At 72.3% G+C, this 2,273-nt stretch carries 1 protein-coding gene; it reads right to left on the bottom strand.

Features of this window, described 5'->3' with window-relative positions:
* Positions 1-2,273 (bottom strand): condensation domain-containing protein (locus tag DSP71_RS09820; protein WP_147251276.1); only part of this gene is annotated, 2,273 nt, incomplete at both ends.

Below are 2,273 nucleotides of genomic sequence, written 5' to 3'. Positions count from 1 at the left end.
CACGCGCCAGGTCCGCCGGAACGGCTTCGCCCCCGACCAGCGCGGTCACCGCACGCCAGGCATCCGGCTGCTCCTCCAGCAGCGGCCGCCACAGCGACGGCGTCGCCTGCACCAGGGTGCACGCCTCGCCCGTCGTGAGCGCCGCCAGACGCTGTGGGTCGCGGACATCGCTCCGACTCGCGACCACGACCGCCGCGCCGCTGATCAGTGGAACGAACAGCTCGAGGGCTGCGATGTCGAACGACACCGTCGTGACCGCGAGCAGGCGGTCCGCCGAGGTCAGGGCGAGAACGGATCGTTCGTGGGAGAGGAAGGCATCGAGAGCCGCGCGCGGGACGACCACCCCCTTGGGGCGTCCGGTCGATCCCGACGTGTAGATCACGTATGCGGCGCTCTCCGGCAACACCGGCGTGCCGCGCACGACCGCAGCCGCGGCGTACACGCCACCGGACACGGGGGCGACGGACCGGACGGACAGCTCGTCCCGTCCTCTGCCCGCACCCCGTGTGCTCTCGTCGACGAGCACGAGCGCCGGGTCGGCGTCGTCGAGCATCAATCGCAGTCGGGCATCGGGGTAGTCCACGTCCAGCGGGACGTAAGCGGCACCCGCGGCGAGAACGCCGATGAGGGCGGACAGGAGCGCCGGGGTCCGCCCCACCGCGACGGCCACGCGGTCCTCCGGCCCGATCCCGCGCGCACGGAGCTCGCCGGCGATTCCTGCGGCGTGCGCGAGCAGGGTGGCATAGTCCCACGTCTCCGCGTCTCCCCGCACGGCGACGGCCGATGGCGCCTCCAGTGCTCGAGCAGCGAGCGCGTCGAGGACCGGCGTGAAGCGGTACGTCTCCCGCTCCTCGGGGACGCGCACCGGCTCATCGGGCAGACGGGAGTCGATCGTGCAGACGGGTGCCGTCGGCTGATCGAGCAGCCGACCGATCCACAGCACGAGACGCCGGGCCAGACGCTCGACGCTCGACCTGTCGAACAGGTCGGCAGCGGCGACGAGCGTGAGAGCACCGTCGGAATCGTCCGGTCCGTGCCCCTCACCGGGATCCCGGTACCGGATCGCGAGGTCGAACCGCGCGGCGTCGACGAGCCCGCTGCGCTCGACGGCCGGTCCCGCCGGCAGCTGAAGAGCACCTTGATCCCGTTCCTCGACGGCGACCATGGTCTGGAACAGCGGATGCCGGACGAGGGAGCGCCGCGGCGCACAGGCATCCACGATCTCCTCGAACGGCACCCCGACGTCGTCGAGAGCGTCGAGCAGGGAAGCGCGCGCACGGTCGACCATCTTGGGGAACGCCGCATCGCCGGAGACGTCGATCCGCAGCGGCAGCGTGTTGACCAAATAGCCGACCGTCCGCTCGAACCGCGCGTCGCGCGTCGTGGCAGGGGTGCCGAGCACGATGTCGGTACCCGCCCCCAGGGCCCGGAACAGGGTCGCGACGGCGGCATGCAGCACCATGAGACGGGTCGCGCCGTGTGCGGTCGCGAAGGCGTCGAGCGCCGCGACGGTCGCCGGGGGGACAGCGGTCTCGACGGTCTCCGCGCGGTATCCGGCCTGCTCCGGACGGGGGCGGTCCGTCGGCAGGTCGAGCTCGACGGGGATGCCCCGCAGACGCTCGCGCCAGCGCTCCACCGCTGCAGTCTCGGCGGCCGACTCGACGATGGCGAACGCACCGAAGGGCACCGAGGCCGCGGGCGCACGATCGGCGAGCAGCGCCGAGAGGTCCTCGCGGATCACCCGGAACGAGGTCTCGTCCACCGCGATGTGGTGCGCGGCGATCACGAATACGTCCCCCTCGGGATGGCGCAGCAGCGCGGCGCGAACAGGCGGGGCGGCGAACACGTCGAAGACGCGTCCCTCCTCCGCCGCGACGGCCACGTCACGGGGTCCGTCGACGTCGACGACTGCGAACGAGGGAGGGGGATCGGCGAGCACCTCGGCCTGGAAGCGACCGTCCGCCCGGCGATAGACCGTGCGCAGCACAGGGTGGTGGACGACGAGCGCATCCCAGGCCCGCTGCAGGTCATCCGCGTTCGTGCCCACCGGCACGTCGTACGACACCGGTACCGTGTAGGTCGCGCTCGGGCCCTCCAGCTCCGCGAGGAACAGCAGCCTCCGCTGCGCTGCCGAGACCGGGATCATCCCCGCGTCGATGGGTTCCGGCGACGACGGTGGCGCGGTGTCGATCGTCGCTTCCCTTGCACGCGCCGCGATCCGATGGAGCACGCGCTCCTCCAGGACGTCGCGCACGCTGAGCAGGTAGCCGGTG

This window comes from Microbacterium sp. H6, assembly GCF_003314775.1.
Lineage (GTDB): Bacteria > Actinomycetota > Actinomycetes > Actinomycetales > Microbacteriaceae > Microbacterium > Microbacterium oxydans.
The sequence above is the reverse complement of the archived record's forward strand: the minus strand, read 5'-3'. Positions and strand labels throughout refer to the sequence as shown.